The sequence below is a fragment of the Streptomyces sp. NBC_01257 genome, from assembly GCF_035917255.1.
Lineage (GTDB): Bacteria > Actinomycetota > Actinomycetes > Streptomycetales > Streptomycetaceae > Streptomyces.
Genome location: NZ_CP108472.1, coordinates 7,560,400 through 7,577,831 on the forward strand (window position 1 = coordinate 7,560,400; position 17,432 = coordinate 7,577,831).

Annotated in this window: 17 protein-coding genes; 11 read left to right on the plus strand and 6 right to left on the minus strand. The window is 72.3% G+C overall.

Annotation, left to right across the window (positions count from 1 at the left end; all coding sequences use genetic code 11):
* Positions 1-50 precede the first annotated feature (50 nt).
* Both OG408_RS33020 and OG408_RS33025 read left to right on the plus strand, forming a co-directional pair.
* Positions 51-1,484: a phytoene desaturase family protein gene (locus OG408_RS33020; protein ID WP_326673500.1), complete on the plus strand. Its 1,434-nt coding sequence runs from the start codon at positions 51-53 to the stop codon at positions 1,482-1,484.
* A gap of 58 nt (positions 1,485-1,542) precedes the next feature.
* Positions 1,543-2,079 (plus strand): O-acetyl-ADP-ribose deacetylase, encoded by a 537-nt coding sequence (locus OG408_RS33025; RefSeq protein WP_285565127.1) that lies wholly within the window; start codon positions 1,543-1,545, stop codon positions 2,077-2,079.
* A gap of 16 nt (positions 2,080-2,095) precedes the next feature.
* Here OG408_RS33025 and OG408_RS33030 read toward each other — a convergent pair whose 3' ends face one another.
* Positions 2,096-2,404 carry a UBP-type zinc finger domain-containing protein gene (locus OG408_RS33030; protein WP_266784885.1) on the minus strand — a complete coding sequence of 103 codons (309 nt, stop codon included), beginning with the start codon at positions 2,402-2,404 and terminating at the stop codon, positions 2,096-2,098.
* Between the two features lie 179 nt (positions 2,405-2,583).
* On the opposite strand from OG408_RS33030, the gene OG408_RS33035 reads away from it, so the two are divergent.
* Together OG408_RS33035 and OG408_RS33040 are read left to right on the plus strand one after the other, a co-directional pair.
* Positions 2,584-4,071, plus strand: coding sequence for an AlkA N-terminal domain-containing protein (locus OG408_RS33035; RefSeq protein ID WP_326673503.1), 1,488 nt, complete (start codon positions 2,584-2,586; stop codon positions 4,069-4,071).
* 5 nt (positions 4,072-4,076) lie between these two features.
* Complete coding sequence (locus OG408_RS33040) at positions 4,077-4,601, plus strand: methylated-DNA--[protein]-cysteine S-methyltransferase (RefSeq protein ID WP_266786571.1); 525 nt, start codon at positions 4,077-4,079, stop codon at positions 4,599-4,601.
* A 77-nt stretch (positions 4,602-4,678) separates the two neighbouring features.
* On the opposite strand, the gene OG408_RS33045 is transcribed toward OG408_RS33040, so the two are convergent.
* Both OG408_RS33045 and OG408_RS33050 read right to left on the minus strand, forming a co-directional pair.
* The gene (locus OG408_RS33045) at positions 4,679-5,263 is read right to left on the minus strand and encodes a TMEM165/GDT1 family protein (RefSeq protein ID WP_266784888.1); all 585 of its coding nucleotides are present in this window, start codon (positions 5,261-5,263) and stop codon (positions 4,679-4,681) included.
* Between the two features lie 236 nt (positions 5,264-5,499).
* Complete coding sequence (locus OG408_RS33050) at positions 5,500-6,444, minus strand: alpha/beta fold hydrolase (protein WP_326673504.1); 945 nt, start codon at positions 6,442-6,444, stop codon at positions 5,500-5,502.
* A gap of 86 nt (positions 6,445-6,530) precedes the next feature.
* Between OG408_RS33050 and OG408_RS33055 the strand changes: the two genes are divergently transcribed.
* Positions 6,531-7,124 (plus strand): CGNR zinc finger domain-containing protein, encoded by a 594-nt coding sequence (locus tag OG408_RS33055; protein ID WP_326673505.1) that lies wholly within the window; start codon positions 6,531-6,533, stop codon positions 7,122-7,124.
* 38 nt (positions 7,125-7,162) lie between these two features.
* Here the strand turns inward: OG408_RS33055 and OG408_RS33060 are convergent, their stop codons facing one another.
* Complete coding sequence (locus OG408_RS33060) at positions 7,163-7,654, minus strand: NUDIX hydrolase (RefSeq protein WP_326673506.1); 492 nt, start codon at positions 7,652-7,654, stop codon at positions 7,163-7,165.
* A 140-nt stretch (positions 7,655-7,794) separates the two neighbouring features.
* Between OG408_RS33060 and OG408_RS33065 the strand changes: the two genes are divergently transcribed.
* Positions 7,795-8,910: a glycerate kinase gene (locus OG408_RS33065; protein ID WP_266784895.1), complete on the plus strand. Its 1,116-nt coding sequence runs from the start codon at positions 7,795-7,797 to the stop codon at positions 8,908-8,910.
* Between the two features lie 59 nt (positions 8,911-8,969).
* Here the strand turns inward: OG408_RS33065 and OG408_RS33070 are convergent, their stop codons facing one another.
* On the minus strand, positions 8,970-9,695 hold the full coding sequence (locus OG408_RS33070) for a PucR family transcriptional regulator (protein WP_285565125.1): 726 nt from the start codon (positions 9,693-9,695) through the stop codon (positions 8,970-8,972).
* Positions 9,696-10,041: 346 nt separating this feature from the next.
* Here OG408_RS33070 and OG408_RS33075 point away from each other — a divergent pair, with 346 nt between their 5' ends.
* Genes OG408_RS33075 through OG408_RS33095 form a run of 5 tightly spaced genes read left to right on the plus strand, consistent with a single transcriptional unit; the run spans position 10,042 to position 14,866 of the window.
* A complete protein-coding gene (locus tag OG408_RS33075) occupies positions 10,042-10,839 on the plus strand; it encodes an ABC transporter ATP-binding protein (protein WP_326673507.1) in 798 nt (265 codons plus the stop codon).
* Positions 10,836-11,639 (plus strand): ABC transporter ATP-binding protein, encoded by an 804-nt coding sequence (locus OG408_RS33080; protein ID WP_266784901.1) that lies wholly within the window; start codon positions 10,836-10,838, stop codon positions 11,637-11,639. The genes OG408_RS33075 and OG408_RS33080 overlap by 4 nt, the downstream gene beginning before the upstream one ends.
* Positions 11,636-12,526: a branched-chain amino acid ABC transporter permease gene (locus OG408_RS33085; RefSeq protein WP_285565123.1), complete on the plus strand. Its 891-nt coding sequence runs from the start codon at positions 11,636-11,638 to the stop codon at positions 12,524-12,526. The genes OG408_RS33080 and OG408_RS33085 overlap by 4 nt, the downstream gene beginning before the upstream one ends.
* The gene (locus OG408_RS33090) at positions 12,519-13,619 is read left to right on the plus strand and encodes a branched-chain amino acid ABC transporter permease (RefSeq protein WP_266784905.1); all 1,101 of its coding nucleotides are present in this window, start codon (positions 12,519-12,521) and stop codon (positions 13,617-13,619) included. The genes OG408_RS33085 and OG408_RS33090 overlap by 8 nt, the downstream gene beginning before the upstream one ends.
* Complete coding sequence (locus OG408_RS33095) at positions 13,616-14,866, plus strand: ABC transporter substrate-binding protein (protein WP_266784907.1); 1,251 nt, start codon at positions 13,616-13,618, stop codon at positions 14,864-14,866. The genes OG408_RS33090 and OG408_RS33095 overlap by 4 nt, the downstream gene beginning before the upstream one ends.
* A gap of 73 nt (positions 14,867-14,939) precedes the next feature.
* Here OG408_RS33095 and OG408_RS33100 read toward each other — a convergent pair whose 3' ends face one another.
* Complete coding sequence (locus OG408_RS33100) at positions 14,940-17,312, minus strand: discoidin domain-containing protein (RefSeq protein ID WP_266784909.1); 2,373 nt, start codon at positions 17,310-17,312, stop codon at positions 14,940-14,942.
* Between the last annotated feature and the right edge of the window lie 120 nt (positions 17,313-17,432).

Sequence of the window (17,432 nt, forward strand, 5' to 3'; positions counted from 1 at the left end):
CCTGCGAATATCCTGGTGTTCAGACCGTCGGCTGACAAAGGAGTCCGAAGGTGCCGTCGATGCTCGATGCCGTCGTCGTGGGGGCAGGCCCCAACGGACTGACCGCCGCAGCCGAACTGGCCCGCCGTGGCTTCGCCGTGGAGGTCTTCGAAGCCGGACCGGCCGTCGGCGGCGGAGCCCGTACGGAGGAACTGACCCTGCCGGGCTTCCGGCACGACCCCTGCTCGGCGGTCCACCCGCTGGGCATCGGATCGCCCGCCTTCGACGCGATGCCGCTCGCCCGGCACGGCCTGGAGTGGCTGCAGCCGCGGCTCGCCCTGGCCCACCCCTTCCCGGACGGCTCCGCCGCCGTGCTGGCCACCTCGGTGGGGGAGACGGCGATGGCGCTCGGACCGCAGGACGCGGGGGCCTACCGCAGACTCGTCGCACCCTTCGTCGGCCACTGGGACAGCCTCGCCCAGGACTTCCTGCGCACCCCGTGGGACGGACTGCCCCGCGACCCGTACCGCTGGGTGCGCTTCGGGCTCGACGCGATCCAGCCCGCCACGCTCCTGTCCCGCCGCTTCCGGAGCGAGAAGGCGCGCGGCCTCTTCGCCGGACTGGCCGCCCACGCCATAGCCCCCACCAGCGGTCTCGCCACGGGCGGAATCGCCCTGCTCTTCGCCCTCGCCGCCCATGAGAAGGGCTGGCCGGTGCCGCGCGGCGGCTCCCAGGCCATCTCCGACGCCCTCGCCTCGTTCCTCCGGGAACAGGGCGGTGTCATCCGGACGGGTACGGAGGTCAAGCGGCTGGACGAGCTGCCGCCCGCCCGCGCCTACGTCTTCGACACCTCGCCCACCGCCCTGGCCAGGATCGCCGGGCTGGGCCACGCCTACCGGGGCTACCGGTACGGCGCCTCCTGCTTCAAGATCGACTACGCGCTGTCGGGGCCCGTCCCCTGGACCGCGGAGGAGGCCCGCCGGGCCGGCACGGTCCACATCGGCCCCACGGCCGGTGAGATCGACTCCGCCCTGCGCGCCGCCGTCACGGGCCGTGACCCGGACGTGCCGTTCCTGATCACCGCCCAGCCCAGCCTCACCGACCCCTCCCGCGCCCCCGAGGGCACGCACGTCTTCTGGGTGTACGGACACGTCCCGGCGGGCTGGGAGGGCGACGCCACCGAGGTCATCGAACGCCAACTGGAGCGCTTCGCCCCCGGGTTCCGTGACGTGGTGCTGGCCCGTGCGGTGTCGGGCCCGCCCCAACTCGCCGTGCGCAACGCGAACTACGTCGACGGCGACATCGCCTGCGGCGCGTTCTCCGGGCTGCAGACCGTGATCCGGCCCAAGCTGGCCCGGGTGCCGTACGCCACCGCTCATCCGTCGGTCTACATCTGCTCGTCGGCGACCCCGCCGGGACCCGGTGTGCACGGCATGTCCGGTCACCATGCGGCGAAGGCCGTATGGCGGCGGCTGCGGGAATCGGGGCCGTCCGGGCGCCGTTGACGCGCGCGGCGCGGGCGTTGGGCCACCCGTGGGCCGCGTGTGACGGCATGATGTCCGCATGCGCACATCTTCCGCCGTCACCGTCACCCTCGTACGGGGCGACATCACCCAGCAGTCCGTCGACGCCGTCGTCAACGCCGCGAACTCCTCTCTGCTCGGCGGCGGCGGGGTCGACGGCGCGATCCACCGCCGGGGCGGACCCGAAATCCTCGCCGCGTGCCGGGAGTTGCGTGCCTCGAAGTACGGCAAGGGACTGCGCACGGGCCAGGCCGTCGCCACCACCGCGGGGAAGCTCGACGCCCGCTGGGTCGTGCACACGGTCGGCCCGGTGTGGAGCAGCGCCGAGGACCGCTCGGCCCTGCTGGAGTCGTGTTACCGCGAAGCCCTGCGGGTGGCGAAGGAGTTGGGGGCGCGCACCATCGCGTTCCCCGCGATCTCCACCGGCATCTACGGATGGCCGATGGACGACGGCGCCCGCATCGCCGTCCGCACGGTCCTCGCCGAGGCCGCCGCGCCCGTCGAGGAGGTGCGGTTCGTGCTGTTCGACGCGCACGCGTACGTGGAGTTCGAGGAGGCGCTGGCGGCGCAGGCCTGATGCTCCGGAGGCGCGCTCAGGCCTCCCGGGCGGGGCCGGCACCGTCGACGTCGAACGTCACCTGGTCCTCGTAGCACCACCACCACGTCTCGCCCGGCTCGTAGGAGCGGATGAGGGGGTGGCCCGTGGCGTCATGGTGCGCGGTGGCGTGCCGGTTGCGGGAGGAGTCGCAGCATCCGATGTGGCCGCAGCTCGGGCACTCGCGCAGATGAACCCAGCTGTCACCCTGTGCGACACACTCCGGGCAGGAGTCGGGGCTGGCCGGGGTGACACGCCTGACCTGGTCCAGATGCGAACAGATCGGCGTGGACGACGCATCCGTCATGGCGGCTCTCCCTTGCTCTTCCCTGCCTGCCCTGCGTGGCGAGCTGTCCGGCATTCCAAGCCTCTCACCGCGGCTCCGCATGTCAACTCATGACCCGGAGCCCGCCCGGGCCCAGGCAGTGGGACGCTGATGTCGGATTTCCGCCAGCCCGGCCTCCTGCCGTGCCCCATGCTTGAACCATGCACACCGACACCGAGCGCTGCGTGCGGGCCGTCAAGTCCAAGGACTCCCGGTTCGACGGCTGGTTCTTCACGGCGGTCCTGACCACCCGGATCTACTGCCGTCCGAGCTGTCCCGTCGTGCCGCCCAAGGTCGAGAACATGACCTTCTACCCGAGCGCCGCGGCCTGTCAGCAGGCCGGCTTCCGGGCCTGCAAGCGGTGCCGGCCCGACACCAGCCCCGGATCGCCCGAGTGGAACGCGCGCGCCGACTCCGTGGCCCGCGCGATGCGCCTCATCCGGGACGGCGTCGTCGACCGGGAGGGCGTCCCGGGCCTCGCCACCCGGCTCGGGTACTCGGCCCGGCAGATCGAGCGGCAGCTGCTCGCCGAGCTGGGCGCCGGGCCCCTCGCGCTGGCCCGGGCGCAGCGGGCGCAGACCGCGCGGGTGCTCATCGAGACGACCGGGCTGCCCATGGCCGAAGTGGCGTTCGCCGCCGGGTTCTCCTCGATCCGCACCTTCAACGACACCGTGCGCGAGGTCTTCGCCCTGGCGCCGGGGGAGCTGCGCAGCCGCGCCGCCCGGTCGGCCCGGCCGCCCGCCACCCCCGGCGTGATAGCGCTGCGGCTGCCGTACCGCGCCCCGCTCAACCCCAGCAACCTCTTCGGGCACCTCGCCGCGACGGCCGTCCCGGGCGTCGAGGAGTGGCGCGACGGGGCCTACCGGCGCACGCTCGACCTGCCGCACGGGCACGGCATCGTCGCCCTCACCCCGCGCCCCGACCACATCGCCTGCCGGCTCTCGCTCACCGACCCGCGTGATCTGACCCTCGCCATCAGCCGCTGCCGCTGGCTGCTGGACCTGGACGCCGACCCGGTCGCCGTCGACGAGCAGCTGCGCTCCGATCCGCTGCTCGCCCCGCTGGTGGACAAGGCGCCGGGGCGCCGGGTGCCGAGGACGGTCGACGGTGCGGAGTTCGCCGTCCGGGCCGTGCTCGGCCAGCAGGTGTCGACCGCCGCGGCCCGGACCCACGCGGCCCGGCTGGTCACCGCCCACGGCACACCCGTCGAGGACCCCCAGGGCGGGCTGACCCATCTCTTCCCGGCCCCGGAGGCGCTGGCCGGACTCGACCCGGAACAGCTGGCCCTGCCCCGCAGCCGCCGCCGGACGCTGACCACGCTCGTCGGGGCGCTGGCGGACGGCTCGCTGCGGCTGGGCACCGACACCGACTGGGAGACGGCGCGGGCCGAACTGGACGCGCTGCCGGGATTCGGTCCCTGGACCGTCGAGGTCATCGCCATGCGGGCGCTCGGCGACCCGGACGCCTTCCTGCCGACCGACCTGGGCATCCGGCGGGCCGCCGAGCAGCTCGGCCTGCCCTCGACCCCCGCCGCGCTCACCGCACGCGCCGCGAGCTGGCGGCCCTGGCGGGCGTACGCCGTCCAGTATCTGTGGACCGTCGACGACCACCCCATCAACCACCTTCCCGCACAAGGAAGTTCCTCGTGACCACGATGCGCACCACCACAGCGGTCCAGCGGTCCCGGCAGCACACCGTGATCGACAGCCCCTACGGCCCGTTGACCCTCGTCGCCACCGACCGGGTTCTCGCCGGCCTGTACATGACCGATCAGCGGCACCGGCCGCCCGAGGAGACCTTCGGCGAGGCCGACCCGGGCCCCTTCGACGAGACCGTCGAGCAGCTGGACGCCTACTTCGCCGGTGAGCTGCGGGAGTTCGACCTCCCGTTGCATCTGGACGGCACCCCGTTCCAGCGCAGCGTCTGGGCCGAGCTCCGGCGGATTCCGTACGGCGAGACCCGTTCGTACGGGGAGCTGGCCGAGAACCTCGGCAAGCCCGGCGCCTCCCGCGCGGTGGGCCTGGCCAACGGCAAGAACCCGGTCGGCATCATCGTGCCCTGCCACCGGGTGATCGGGGCCTCGGGGAGCCTCACGGGCTACGGCGGCGGCCTCGACCGCAAGCAGCGCCTGCTGGCCTTCGAGAACGGTACGCAGGACAGCGCTCCGGCACTCTTCTAGTCGGGTACGGCGTACGGGGAAGGGCTCCGCGCAGCTGCGCGGAGCCCTTCCCCGTACGCGTTCCGATCGCGGCCGGATCAGCCGACGAAGATCTCCACGACCGTCCAGACCGCCAGCCCCAGCATGCACAGCCCGCCGATGCGCTGCACCGTCTTGAGCGGCACGCGCTTGGCGATGAAGCGTCCCGCGAGCAGCGCCAGCGCCGATACGGACATCAGGGCGGCGGCGGACCCGATCGCGGTGGACCAGGCGCCGTTGCTCGCGGCCAGGTTGGCCGTCGTGATCTGGGTGAGGTCGCCCCATTCGCTGATGAAGACGGCCATGAAGGCGGTCGAGTACACCGGCCAGAAGCCGGTCACCGTCTTGGGGCCGTCCTCGTCCTCGTCGTCGCCCGCGTCGGCCCGCAGGAGCATGAACGCGCCGAAGGCGAACAGGGCGGCGGAGACGAGCTTGACGATCCAGCCGGGCAGCAGACCGAGCAGGCCGCCCGCCCCGACCGCGATGGCGACATGGACGATGAACGCCGACGACGTGCCGAACCAGACGTAGAGCGGGCGCATGCGCGTGCCCATGGCCAGCGACGCGAACATCGTCTTGTCGGGGAGTTCCGCGAGGAAGATCAGCCCGAAAGCGGTGATGATCGCCAGGGGGTCGAGATGCATTCCGGGTGGCTTTCTGTTGGAGCCGGGCCCCGGATCTTCCGCGAAGTGCCGCTCGGGCTTTTCGGAGGACCACTCGGCCCGGCATGACGGCACCGCCCACGGGGCGTGGGCGTGTCATACCTGACCGAAGGTCTCGCCCGCCCGTCATGATCCACGAGCCCGGCCACCGGGAACCCGGAGGTTCCAGTGTGTCGACGACCGGTTTGCAGGGCTACTCCCCTTCGCAGCCGTCAACGTTACCGCACCCGGATGCCACGTGCTTCTCCGGGCCGGTCCGCCGCCGCCCAGGCGCGGTCCACGAAACCGGCGACGAGCGGTGCGATCTGCGGCAGGTGGTCCTCCAGGGCGAAGTGCCCGGTACCGAAGAGGTGCAGTTCGGCGTCCGGCAGATCGCGCAGATACGCGCGGGCGCCGGGCTCGGGGAAGAACATGTCGCCCGTGCCCCAGACGATGAGCGCCGGCGGGGTGTGGGTGCGCAGCCACTCCTGCCACCGCGGATAGAGCGCCACGTTGGAGTGGTAGTCGAAGGCCAGGTCCAGCTGCGGCTGCGTACGCCCCGGGAGGTCCAGGAAGTGCTGGTCCAGGGTCCAGCCGTCCGGCGCCACCAGCTCCGGATCGGCGGTCCCGCCCTCGTACTGGCCGCGGGTCGCCGGGAGGGTCAGCAGCGAGCGCACCGTGTCGGCGGCGCCGGGCTGCTCCGGGCGGAGGGCGATGAAGTCGCGGGCCTGCGGCGACAGCCCCTCCTCGTACGCGTTGCCGTTCTGCACCACCAGGCCGGCGATCCACTCGGGGTGGCGGGTGGCGAGCCGGAATCCGACGGGGGCGCCGAAGTCGAACACGTACATCACGAAGCGGGACAGGCCCAGCTGCCGCACGAAGCCCTCGGTGATGTCGGCGAGGCGGTCGAAGGTGTACGTGAACGGGCCGCCGGTGGTCGAGGACCCGGGGACGTCGCTGTGGCCGAAGCCCGGGTAGTCCGGGGCGACGATGCGGAAGTGGGCGCCGAGGGCGTCCATCAGGCGGCGGAACTGGTGCGAGGCCGAGGGGAAGCCGTGCAGGAGCAGCAGCACCGGGGCGTCGTCGCCCCCGACGGCCGGGAGCGACTCGCGGTAGAAGACACGGACGCCGTCGACCTCGGTGTGCCGGTGACGGATGTGCGGAACAACCACCTGAATCGCCATGTTCACATGCCTCCTTGGTGTGCTGATGCATTAGTTCTATGCCAGGGAGATCTAATGCGTCAAGGGTGTGAGTTAGCATTAGTGGCATGAATGGTCTTGAGCCCCTGACCGGTGAACCCCTCGCCCTGGACCTGCTCAACACGCTTCCGCACGCGGCGCAGGGTCCGCCGGTCGATCACCTGGCCGACCCGGCCGGCCTGCGGGCCTGGCTGGCCCTGGAGGGGGAGCGGCTGCCCGGGGCGGCCGGGGAGCAGGCGGTGACCCAGGAGGATGTGGCGGCCGTGCGGGCGGTCCGGGCGCACGCGGCACTCGCCGTCGCGGCGGCCCGCCGGGGCGAGCGCCCCCCGGCATCGGCGCTGCGCGGACTCAACGAGGCGCAGCTCGCCGCCCCCGCCGTGCGGTACGCGGAGTGGGACGGCACCGCGGTCGTGGTGACGCCCCGACGCACCGGTCCGCTCGGCGTGCGGGTGGCCGCGGCGCTCGCCGGGGACGCGGCCGGGCTGCTGGCGGACCCGGCGATCGGCAGGGTCCGCGAGTGCGAGGCGGCGGACTGCACGATGCTGTTCGTCCCCGCCCACCCGCGCCGCCGCTGGTGCTCGGCCGCACGCTGCGGCAACCGGGCACGGGTGGCCCGCTACTACCAACGCCACAAGGCGGACGGTCCGGACGCCGAGGGGTAGCTGGTCCGGCGGCCACCGGCATCAGCCGCGCCGGCGACTCAGCCGACGGGGCCGCCGTCCACCAGCTCCACCGGGCCCGCTCCGGACTCCAGGGCGCCCAGCGCCGCCCGCACCCGGCCTCCGACCGCGCCGGGCAGATGACTCTCCAGGTCCGCGGGCTCGACGAGCTTCCACGACAGGAGTTCCTCCTCCTGGATCCGGATCGCCTTCAGCTGCTCCTCGCCCAGGACCCCGCCGTCGAAGATGTACGCCACGATCGGCGGCCGTGCGCTGCCGCGCGTCCAGTCGACCGCGAGCAGCCGGCCCGGCTCCAGGTCTAGACCGATCTCCTCCAGGCACTCGCGCCGGGCGGCCTGCCGGGGGGTCTCGCCGTCCGCCGACTCGATCGTGCCGCCGGGCAGCGTCCAGCCCTCCCGGTAGTTCGGCTCGACGAGCAGCACCCGGCCCCGTCCGTCACGGAAGACGCAGGCCGCGCCGGCCAGGACCTTGGGGAGGCCCGCGATGTATGTGGCGTAGTCGTTGGTGGTCACACCGGGCAGCGTAGTTGCGAGGCGCCGCAGGTCCAGGGCACGGACACCCATGGGCAGGGAGGGGGTGCTGCGGATAGGGTCGGGGCGGCGCGACTGCCTGTTCGAAAGCAAAGGGAATCAAGGTGACGGACGGAGCAGTGATGGAGACCGCACGCGTGCTCGTCGCGGCGGACAAGTTCAAGGGCTCGCTCACGGCCGTACAGGTCGCCGAGCGGGTGACGGCCGGGCTGCGGCGCGTCGCCCCCGAGGTGCGGGTCGAGACCCTGCCGGTGGCGGACGGCGGCGACGGCACGGTGGCGGCCGCGGTGGCCGCCGGATTCGAGCGCCGCGAGGCGCGGGTGACCGGGCCGCTCGGCGACCCCGTGACCGCGGCGTACGCGGTGCGGGACACCACCGCCGTGGTCGAGATGGCCGAGGCCTCCGGCCTCCAGCATCTGCCGGCGGGCGTGTTCGCCCCGCTCACGGCCACCACGTACGGCTCCGGCGAGCTGCTGCTCGCCGCGCTGGAGGCGGGCGCCCGGACCATCGTGTTCGGCGTCGGCGGCAGCGCGACCACGGACGGCGGGGCGGGCATGCTGGCCGCGCTCGGCGCACGGTTCCTGGATGCGGACGGCAAGCCCGTCGGCCCCGGCGGCGGCGGCCTCGCCGACCTGGCCACGGCCGATCTCTCCGGGCTCGACCCGCGGCTCGGCGACATCGACCTGATCCTCGCCAGCGACGTCGACAACCCGCTGACCGGTCCCAAGGGCGCCCCCGAGGTCTACGGGCGTCAGAAGGGCGCGACCGAGGACGACATCGCGGTGCTCGACGCGGCGCTCGCCCACTACGCCTCCGTGCTGGGGCCGGAGCAGGCACAGCAGCCGGGCGCCGGGGCGGCGGGCGGCATCGGGTACGGGGCACTGGTCGCACTCGGTGCGCGGTTCCGGCCAGGGATCGAGGTGATGCTCGACGTCCTCGGCTTCGCACCCGCGCTGGCCAGGGCCACGCTCGTCATCACCGGCGAGGGGTCCCTCGACGAACAGACGCTGCACGGCAAGGCCCCGGCCGGGGTCGCCGCGGCGGCCCGTGCGGCGGGCATCGAGGTCGTCGCGGTCTGCGGCCGCCTGGCGCTGGCACCGGAGGCGCTGGGGCGCGCGGGGATCCGCCGCGCGTACGCGCTCACGGAGCTGGAGCCGGATCCCGCGGTGTGCATGGCCGAGGCGGGGCCGCTGCTGGAGCGGGTGGCGGAGTCCATCGCCCGGGACTTCCTGCGCTGAGGTGAGGTGAGGTGACGGGGCGGGGCCCTTCGGGGGCTCCGCCCCCGGACCCCCGCTCCTCACAGCGGTGCCGCCCCCGGCAGCAGCCGTACCGCGTCCAGAGCCAGCATCAGTTCCACCAGTTCGCGCGGCCGCGACAGGGACCGTGACGTCAGCTCCTCCAGCCGCCGCAACCGGTTCAGCACCGTGTTCCGGTGGCAGCACAGCCGTACCGCCGTCCGCCCCGCCGACCCCCCGCACTCCAGCCACGCGTCCAGCGTCGACACCAGCAGCGCCCGGTACGCCGGGTCGCGGGCCAGCAGCGGGCCGAAGACGTCCGTGGCCAGATAGGCCGCGAGCTCCGGCTGACCCGCCACCAGGGCCGCCGGGACCCGGCCGGCCAGGCAGACGGCCTCGTCCCCGCCCGGACCGCACGTCAGCAGCGCCGCATCGGCCAGCCGCCGGGCCGCGCCCAGCCCGGACAGCCCCTCCACCACCGGGCTGACGCCACCGGGACCCGGACCCCCGTCCCGCAGGAGCGCGGCGACCGCGGCCGGATCCGCGTCACCCAGGACCACCACCGCGATCTCCCGGTCCGGCCGCGACCGCCACAGGAACCGCATCCCCTGCGCGCCGGCGGTCCTGGGGCCGGCGCCCTCGTGCACCGGGACGACGGCCACCGCGTACCGGCCCCGCTCCGGCAGCCCCAGGACCGCGCCGGCCAGGGTGACGAGATCCGGCCCCCGCTCGTCCTCCAGCAGCGCGTCGAGCAGCGCCCACTCCCGCTCGTCCCCGCACTGCCGCATCCCCGCTCCGTTCTCCGCGCGCCCCGGGGCCGCATCCGTGCTCAGGGCCCGGGCCCGGCCCACCGGACCCGTCGTGAGGATGGCACCCGTCCGGCCCCGGGGCGAGCACACCCGGCCCGCCTCTGTGCGCGTGCACAACCAGCGGCCCTCCGCGCGGGGCACCCGCAGCGTTTCGGCCGGTGACCGTGGACGCACGGCCCGGCCCCTGCTGGTCTGTGGCCCCACAGCGCACAGGGCGGGCACAGGCAGGCACAGGCGGAGACCGTCGGCCACGGCCGGGCCGGGGACCCCTGCGCACCACGAATCGACGCGTCGATTCCATGACAAGGCGGAAGGAGGAGGACGCATGGCAACGCTAGAGATCCGCGCGCTGTCCGTGGGCTACGGCCCCGTACGGTCCCTGCGCGACGTCTCCCTCGATGTGCCGGCCGGCGCGATCACCGCCGTACTCGGCGGCAACGGGGCCGGGAAGACCACGCTGCTGCGGGCCATCTCGCGGACCCTCGGCTTCCACCGCGGGACGGGCACGGGCACCGTCAGCTTCGACGGCCGCCGCCTGGACGGGCTGCGCCCCGCCCAGGTGGTGGCCGCCGGAGTGGTCCAAGTGCCGGAAGGCCGACAGGTGTTCGCCCGGATGACGGTGGCCGACAACCTGCGGGCGGGCGCCCTCGGAGCCCGCGGCGGCCGCAAGACGGCGGCCGCCGCGCTGGCCCGCGTGCACGAACTGTTCCCCGTACTGGCGCAGCGCGCGCACCAGCGTGCCGGGCTGCTGTCGGGCGGCGAACAGCAGATGCTGGCGATGGGACGGGCCCTGATGGCCGGGCCGCGGCTGCTGCTCCTCGACGAACCGTCCCTCGGGCTGGCCCCGTTGATGGCGCAGCGCATCGCGGAGACGGTGCAGGAGATCAACGCGTCGGGCACCTCGGTCCTGCTCGTCGAGCAGAACGCCGCGATCGCGCTCAGGCTCGCCTCCACGGCGTACGTCCTGGAGGTCGGCGAGGTCACCCTGGAGGGGCCGGCCGACGAGCTCGCCGCCTCCGACGAGGTGCGCCGCCGCTATCTCGGCGTCGTCGACGAGACGGCCGCCGCCGACGCGGACCGGGCCGCAGGGTCCGTACGCACCCTGAGCAGGTGGTCCGCATGACGACGGCGCAGGAAGCACCCCGCACCGCAACCGCCCCGGCCGCGCTCGCGGTCCGTGACGTCACCGTCCGTTTCGCCGGGCTCACCGCGCTCGACGGCATCTCCTTCACCGTGGAGCCGGGCAGCGTGCACGCCGTCATCGGCCCCAACGGGGCGGGCAAGTCGACCTGCTTCAACGTGCTGTCCGGGGTCTACCGGGCGGCATCCGGCACCGTCCATCTCGGTACCACCCAGCTCACCGGACTGGCCCCGCACAAGATCGCCCAACTCGGCGTCGCCCGTACCTTCCAGAACCTCGCGCTGCCCCCGCACGCCACCGTCGCCGACAGCCTGCTGCTCGGCCGGCACCGGCTCACCCGCGCCGGGTTCCTCGCCAGCGGGCTGCGGCTGCCGTCAGCCGCCCGCGAGGCCAGGCGTCATCTGGACCGGGTCCGCGAGATCGCCGAATTCATCGGACTGGAGAAGGAACTGGACCGGCCCGCCGGGGCGCTTCCCTACGGGCAGCAGAAGCTCGTCGAGCTCGGCCGGGCGCTCTGCATGGAGCCGCAGGTCCTCCTCCTGGACGAACCCGTCGCCGGCATGACCGCCGACGAACGGCGGCGCACCGCAGCGGTCGTGGCCGGGGTGCGCGACAGCCTCGGCATCTCGATCGTGCTCGTCGAACACGACATGGGCGTGGTCATGAGGCTCGCGGACGCCGTGACCGTACTCGACTTCGGACGCAGGATCGCGGACGGCACCCCCGCCGAGGTCCAGAACGATCCGGCCGTCGTCCAGGCCTACTTGGGGGCACAGGAATGACCACCTTCATCGAACTCCTCCTCGGCGGCCTCTCCATCGGCTCGGTCTACGCGCTGATCGCGCTCGGCTTCGTCGTCATCTTCAAGGCCACCGAGGTCGTCAACTTCGCCCACGCCTCCCTGCTGCTCGCGGGCGGCTACGTGACCGCCGTGCTCCACGACGACATCGGCTTCTGGCCGGCGCTCGCCGTCGGCATCGCGGGCGCCGCCGTCGTCGGAGCGGCCATCGAGTTCCTGGTGATGCGCCGCTACCGGGGCAGCGACCACAGCGTCCTGGCCATCGTCACCATCGGCGTCGACATCCTCCTCACCACCGAACTCACCCGCCGCATGGGCACGGAGGTGCTCTCGCTCGGCGACCCCTGGGGCGACCGCGTCATCACCATCGGCGACGTCACCCTCGCCCAGACCCGGGTCGCGGCCTTCGTCGCCGCCGCCCTCCTCATCACGGTGTTCCTGCTCGCCTTCCGGTTCACCTCCTGGGGGGTGTCGATGCGGGCCGCCGCGGAGAACCCGCAGACCGCCGCCCTGATGGGGATCAAACTCGGCCGGGTCTCCCTCGCCGCGTGGGCGGTGGCCGGGGCGCTCGCCGCGGTCGCCGCGCTCTTCCTCACCGTCTTCCCCACACCCGGCCTGGAACGGGCCACCTCACTCGCCGCCCTCAAGGCCTTCCCCGCCGCCATCCTCGGCGGACTCGACTCGACGACCGGGGCCCTGGCCGGCGGACTCATCGTCGGCGTCACCGAATCGCTCGCCACCGGCTACCAGAGCGACCTCTCCTTCCTGGGCCGCGGCATCGGCGACCTCGCCCCGTACCTGGTGATGGTGATCGTGCTGCTCCTGCGGCCCGCGGGACTCTTCGGTACGAAGGAGCTCGCCCGTGTCTGAGACCACGACCGCACCGCCCGCGACGGCCGCCGCACTCGCCGCCCGGCTGCGCCACCCCCGTACCTACCTCTGGGCCGTCGGCTCGGTGCTGCTGCTCGCGTTCCCGTTCTACCTGGACCGCTTCTGGCTCCAGGCCGGACTCTTCGCCATGGCGGCCGCCATCGGCGCCATCGGCCTCAACCTCCTCACCGGCGCGACCGGCCAGCTCTCCATGGGGCACGCCTTCTTCCTCGCCGTCGGCGCGTACGGGTACTGCGTACTGGCCGGCGAGAGCAGTACGGAGAACGGGCACGAGCTCTCCGGGCTCGGCCTGCCCAGCTGGCTCGCCGCCGTCCTCGCCGTGCTCCTCGCGGGAGCCGCCGGCGGGCTGTTCAGCCCCATCGCGAGCCGGCTGCGCGGCGCCTACCTCGGCATCGCCACGCTGGCGCTGATCTTCATCGGCCAGCACGTGCTGTTCAACGCGGGCTCGCTCACCGGCGGCTTCAACGGCCGTGCCGTGCCGCCCCTTTCGCTCTTCGGCTTCGACTTCGACGACACCGAGGTGATGGTGGCCGCGGTGCCGTTCCAGTCCTCCGAGAAGCTCTGGTACGCGGCGCTGCTCGCCCTGCTCCTGAGCGGCCTGTTCGCCCGCGGAGTGCTGCGCGGGCGGCCGGGCCGGGCGCTCAACGCCATCCGCGACCACCGCATCGCGGCCGGGGTGATGGGCGTACCCGTCGCCCGCTACCGGGCTGGCGTCTTCGTCCTGTCCTCCATGTACGCGGGCCTCGCCGGCGTCCTGCTCGCGCTGGTCTTCCAGCGGACCGTGCCCGAGTACTTCGGCATGGTCCTGTCCCTCGAATACCTCGCCATGATCGTCATCGGCGGGCTCGGCACCGTGGCGGGAGCGGTCGTCGGGGCCGCGTTCGTCTCGCTGCTGCCGCAGCTGCTCACCCACTACAGCGACTCCCTGCCCCTGGTCTCCGCCCCCGGTACGGGCGGTCTGGCACCGGGCGAGGCGTCGCGCTACCTGTACGGCGCCGCGGTGGTCGCGGCTGTTCTGTTCCTGCCCGGCGGCCTGACACGTCTGATGAAGAATTCAGGGGAGAAGAAATGAAACTGCGTGTGTTCGGGGCCGTGTGCGCGGCCCTCACCCTCACCCTCGTGGGCTGCAGCGAGAAGGCCAAGTCCTCCGACGAGGGAGCCCAGGACAAGGGCGGTGTGAAGACCGGCGTGGGCGTCACCGACTCGGTGATCTCGCTGGGCGCGCTCACCGACATGACCGGGGTCTACGCCTCGCTCGGCAAGAGCGTCACCCAGGCCCAGCAGCTCTGGGTCAAGCAGACCAACGCCGCGGGCGGCATCTGCAAGCGCAAGGTCGAACTGACCGTGCGCGACCACGGATACGATCCGCAGAAGGCCATCGCCGGGTACACCGAGCTGGCGCCGAAGGTGCTGGGCTTCGTCCAGTTCATCGGCTCGCCGTTCGTGGCGGCGGTCGAGCAGCGCATCGACGGCCAGGACAAGGGGCTCGTCCTGCCGCAGGCCTGGTCGGCGAATCTGCTCGGCAGCAAGTACGTCCGCGTCATCGGTGCCACGTACGACGTCGAGACGATCAACGCGATCGACTACCTGCTCGCCGAGAAGCGCATCGCCAAGGGCGACAAGATCGGGCACGTCTACTTCGAGGGCGACTACGGCGAGAACGCGCTCGCGGGCTCGAAGTACGCGGCGCAGCAGGCGGGTCTCACCGTCGTCGAGCAGAAGATCAAGCCCACCGACAACGACATGACCGCGCAGGTCGCCGCGCTGAAGCAGGCGGGCGTCAAGGCCGTCGTCATCAGCGCCGGCCCGCGCCAGGCGGCCTCGCTCGTCGGTGTCGCCGCGGCCACCGGCTTCAAGGTCCCGGTCGTCGGCAACAACTCGGCGTACGCACCGCAGCTGCTGAAGACGCAGGCGGGACCGGCCCTGACGAAGGACTACTACGTCGCCGCGTCCACCCTCCCGATCGGTGACCCGGGCGCCGGCCCTGCGAAGCTCGCCAAGGAGTACGGGGCCGCGTACCCGAAGGACGGCCTCGACAACGGCGTCATCGCGGGCTACAACGCGGCCAGCCTGTTCGGTGAGGCGCTGAAGAAGGCCTGCACCTCCAAGGACCTCACCCGTGAGGGCATCGACAAGGCGCTGCTGACGATCACGGACTTCGGCAGCGACTTCGGGATGTCGCACAACTTCTCCGACCCGGCCGCGCCCTCCACCCGGGAGAGCGTGATCATGAAGCCGGACGCCAAGACCCCCGGCGGCCTCAAGGTCGTCCGGCCGGCCCAGGCGGCACCGGCGGCGAAGTCCTACACGCTGAAGTAGCCACGGCACGAAGGCCGAAGCCGCCGGGCGGCACGCGTCACGCGTGCCGCCCGGCGGTCGTTCGTCCGTTCCGTCAGCTGGTGTAGGCCTCCACTTCGGAGAGCTGGGCGGCGGGCCACCCGGTGTTGCCGGTGAACGTCAGCCGCAGATAGCGGGCCGAGGTACCGGGCAGGGTGACCGTCGCCCGGTTTCCGCTCGACGGATCGAAGGTGTAACCCGCCGACGCCTTGAGCGAGTTGAACGTGTTGTTGTCGGTGCTGCCCGACACGCTCAGCGTCTGCGTGCGGGTGGACCAGGCGGCCGCCGGCGGCAGCTTCAGGACCAGCCGCTTGACGGCCTTCGCGGCGCCCAGATCCACGGTGATGGTCTGCGGGAAGGCGTGGTTGGTGCTCTCCCAGTAGCTGTTCGCGTCGCCGTCCACGGCACGGGACGCGCTGTACACGTCCGCGTGACCGGATTCGGTGACGTTACGGCCCTGGGCGAGGTTGCCCGTCTCGGCGGGCGGGTCGGTCGGCGGGTCGGTCGGGTCGGTCGGCGGGTCCGTGGGCGGGTCCGTCGGGCCGCTGCCGCCGCCCGGCACACCGCCGTTGGTCCACACCGGGGTCGGCCAGGTGCCGGTGCAGGCCGGCGGGTCCGCGTACCAGCCGGAATTGCCGGATCCGCGGGTGATCTCGAAGCCGCTGCCCACGCAGTTGTGGATCGGGTTGGACTGCGCGATGTGCGTGGCCACCACGTTGTTGAAGGTGGCCTTGCCCGGCGACTGGATCTGGAGGGCGTAGGTGCCGGCGCCGTCGATCTTGATGTTGTCGAAGTGCAGCCCGTTCGTCGCACCCTCGATGAGGTGGATCGCGGCGTAGGAGCTGTCCAGGATCTCGCTGTCGGAGATGTTGATGGTGGCGTTGATCGGCTCGTTGAGTCCGCTGAACCAGATCGCTCCGACGCCGAACTGCCAGTTGTAGTCGTTGTTCCCGGTACGGATCAGGGTGTTGCGCGCCGCCGTGGTGACACCGGAGACGGCCGTGCCCTGACCGGAGTTGACGCCCGGGTAGCGGTTGGCGATGTGCAGCCCGCCGCCGTTGGAGATGGTGTCCGACATGACGTTGTCGGAGATGGTGATGTCCTTGCCGCCGTACGTGACGATGTTGTTGGCGAGGATCGGCAGGATCACGGTGTTGAACGTGAACTTGTTCTTCACGTTCGGGATGTTCTCCGCCCACATCGCCAGACCGTCGTCACCGGTGTTGCGGACGAAGGTGTTGGTGACCGTGGAGTTGGTGACTCCGTAGTGGAAGTTCACCCCGTCCGCGGTCTGGTCCAGGATGCGGCTGTTCTTGATGGTGAAGTTGTCCATCGGGCCGTCCATCCAGGCGCCGCACTTGGTGTGCTGCATCCAGACGTTGTCGACCGTCGAGTTCGACAGGGCGCCGCCGATGGCGTTGACCTGGTCGTCGTCCACGCGCTCCCGGATGTCGCCGATGATGGCGAAGTCCTTCAGCGTCACATTGCTGCTGCCGCCGTCCCGGGCGTACTTGCCGTAGACGCCGACCGCCTTGCTCCGGTTCACCGGGTCGCGTCCCGTCAGCACGGAGTACCAGGGCCCGGCGCCGCGCAGCGTCACCTTGTCCACCACGATGTGGTCGCGGACCTGGAAGGTGCCCTGCGGGATGTACACCTCCTTGCCCTGTGCCTTGCCCGCGTCCACGGCCGCCTGGATCTTGGCGGTCGAGTCGGCGGTCCCGGTCGGGTCGGCACCGAAGTCGGCGACGACGTCGAGCGCGCCCGAGGGCTTGGCGGTGGGCGCGGCCACCTGCTCGAAGTCCGCCAGGTCGATGGTGAACGACGGTGAGGCGGCGGTGGACGAGACCTGCAGCCGGACCTTCGTGCCGGCGGCGAGGGTCGACCCGAACATGGTCCGGGCCTCGTCGTAGAAGTGGTGCGGGTTGGTGTCGCCCGGGTTGTTGTTGAAGGGGTAACCGCCGTAGTACCAGCCGTACTTCGATGTGACGGGCACCGCCTTGGGCGATGCTCCGTTCACCGTCACGTCGATCGAGGCGTCCCGGCCCGATCCGGCGGCGTTGTCCGGCAGCGAGTACCGGAAGGACATGGCGTTCGCGGGTGCGGTGAGCGTGAACTCCACGTACTCACCGACCGCGTCGAGGGTCACGGCCTGCCGGCCCGAAGCCTCGGAGGGCAGCGTGCCGTACAGCCGGTTCGGGCCGATCAGGGTGCCGTTGGTGGCGGCGTACTCGGCTTCCTGCTCCTTGAACGGAACGGTCGCACCGCGACCGGGGACCGCCACGGGGGAGGGGGCGGGAACTCCCGCCGCCTGGGCGGCCGGAGCACTGGACAGGACCACGGCGGCGGCGGTGCCGAACGCGGCGACCGCCAGCGCGAGAGAGGCGGACACGGATCGTCTGAGCAGGGGGCGTCTGGGTGGTGGCGTCACGAGGATGTCGTCCTTGCGGCTCGCGGGGGGCTCTTCGGACGCCCCACAGGCTAGGAGTACCTCCGCAAGGAAGTCCACGGCGCTGCGCAAGATTCCGCTCTCGCAGCTAAAATTTGTGAC

What these genes read in the sequence shown, in the direction of transcription:
- OG408_RS33025 (WP_285565127.1), top strand. Translation starts at nt 1,543, where the DNA reads ATGCGCACATCTTCCGCCGTCACCGTCACCCTCGTACGGGGCGACATC.
- OG408_RS33030 (WP_266784885.1), bottom strand. Translation starts at nt 2,404, where the DNA reads ATGACGGATGCGTCGTCCACGCCGATCTGTTCGCATCTGGACCAGGTC.
- OG408_RS33035 (WP_326673503.1), top strand. Translation starts at nt 2,584, where the DNA reads ATGCACACCGACACCGAGCGCTGCGTGCGGGCCGTCAAGTCCAAGGAC.
- OG408_RS33040 (WP_266786571.1), top strand. Translation starts at nt 4,077, where the DNA reads ATGCGCACCACCACAGCGGTCCAGCGGTCCCGGCAGCACACCGTGATC.
- OG408_RS33045 (WP_266784888.1), bottom strand. Translation starts at nt 5,263, where the DNA reads ATGCATCTCGACCCCCTGGCGATCATCACCGCTTTCGGGCTGATCTTC.
- OG408_RS33050 (WP_326673504.1), bottom strand. Translation starts at nt 6,444, where the DNA reads ATGGCGATTCAGGTGGTTGTTCCGCACATCCGTCACCGGCACACCGAG.
- OG408_RS33055 (WP_326673505.1), top strand. Translation starts at nt 6,531, where the DNA reads ATGAATGGTCTTGAGCCCCTGACCGGTGAACCCCTCGCCCTGGACCTG.
- OG408_RS33065 (WP_266784895.1), top strand. Translation starts at nt 7,795, where the DNA reads ATGGAGACCGCACGCGTGCTCGTCGCGGCGGACAAGTTCAAGGGCTCG.
- OG408_RS33070 (WP_285565125.1), bottom strand. Translation starts at nt 9,695, where the DNA reads ATGCGGCAGTGCGGGGACGAGCGGGAGTGGGCGCTGCTCGACGCGCTG.
- OG408_RS33075 (WP_326673507.1), top strand. Translation starts at nt 10,042, where the DNA reads ATGGCAACGCTAGAGATCCGCGCGCTGTCCGTGGGCTACGGCCCCGTA.
- OG408_RS33080 (WP_266784901.1), top strand. Translation starts at nt 10,836, where the DNA reads ATGACGACGGCGCAGGAAGCACCCCGCACCGCAACCGCCCCGGCCGCG.
- OG408_RS33085 (WP_285565123.1), top strand. Translation starts at nt 11,636, where the DNA reads ATGACCACCTTCATCGAACTCCTCCTCGGCGGCCTCTCCATCGGCTCG.
- OG408_RS33095 (WP_266784907.1), top strand. Translation starts at nt 13,616, where the DNA reads ATGAAACTGCGTGTGTTCGGGGCCGTGTGCGCGGCCCTCACCCTCACC.